This is a genomic window from Capnocytophaga sp. oral taxon 324 str. F0483 (assembly GCF_000318315.2).
GTDB classification, from domain to species: Bacteria; Bacteroidota; Bacteroidia; order Flavobacteriales; family Flavobacteriaceae; genus Capnocytophaga; species Capnocytophaga ochracea.
In genome coordinates, this window is the sequence record NZ_KB291488.1 from 1 (window position 1) to 1,287 (window position 1,287).

Sequence of the window (1,287 nt, forward strand, 5' to 3'; positions counted from 1 at the left end):
ACTTCGATTTGGTACGTACCGGACTCAATGAGGGGTATCTGTACCTAATAAACGACAACCCCAATGCAACGGACGCTTTTAGAGAGGTAGAAGTGGATAGTTTAGGAAAATTGCGTTATCTGATAGAAGAGGGACATAAAGACGAAGAGTACGAAGATGTACGTGTATTTACCAATAATACCCCTGCATCAGACTATTTGATAGTAGAAAAAGATACGAAATACTGGATAGCTTACTCGCACGTGCAATGGCATTACAAATACCTAAAAGAAATGCTCACCGATGAGCAAAAGCGCAAAAAGCGTATGCAACTTATAGAATGCAAAGCTATTGAGGCAGAGAAAGACGATTTGGCACACGATGTTAAATCGTTTCGATACATAAAGGCAGCCTTTGCGATGGGAGATAGCCGTTTGTACCATTACCAAAACGCATTGGAGCAAATTGTAGAAGATGAGAAACGGCAAAAGGAAGCCAATGAGCCAGAGGTTTACGAAGACCTGTTTATTACCTTAAACGACCCTATGGGCTGTGCTTTTGATATGGGGATAAAACTACGGGAGTTGCACACTCTTCACCAGGCAACCATCACCTCACTACAAACGGGAGAGGACTATTTCGCTATTTTTAAGCGGATGTGGGACGAGACAGGAGAAGCCCCTAACCCTCCTAAAAACAGCAAGGACTATCAATCTCTTTTTGGTACAGCCTTGAGTTTATACCACTTGCTTTACAGCCAAGCTACCGAAGATATGGGAAAAGGGCTAAGAGGCTATGCCAACAAGCAGAGGATTACCAATGTATTGGGTACTGGGGTGAGAGGTTATTACCACGAGGCTATTGAAAAGGTGCGCAAGGACTTTTGCACACTACTGAGCTGCGATTATTTTAAAAAACACCTAAAATTCTTTACCGAAGACCTTAGATGCGTTTATTTAGGCAAATACTTTTTGAGCAACCTTTTGACACTGTTGCAAGAACACGCCCAAGACAAAGACCGCTATATAGACCTTCCGGAAGACTATAAGGGCAACAACGAGCCCCATATAGACCGTTTCTTTGAGGAGGTTACCAAAGAGGGCAGTGTTTTCGATAAGATACTCTCGAGAGAGACTCCCCCAGAATTATTTATTGAGCACGGGGACTTTCTCTCGTTTAATACGACAAGAGATTTGACAATAAGCGTTGTGAAAGTTTCAGAGAGCGTAGCAGAAGCCTTTGCCAAACACTGCCATAGGAAAGCCAGTACCGCAGTGATGCTAAAATACGTATTGGCATTGCCTTACA

The 1,287-nt window shown here is 43.0% G+C and carries 1 protein-coding gene; it reads left to right on the top strand.

Features of this window, described 5'->3' with window-relative positions; all coding sequences use genetic code 11:
• The coding region (locus HMPREF9072_RS12325; protein WP_009410199.1) for a toxin VasX at positions 1 to 1,287 on the top strand (1,287 nt) is incomplete at both ends.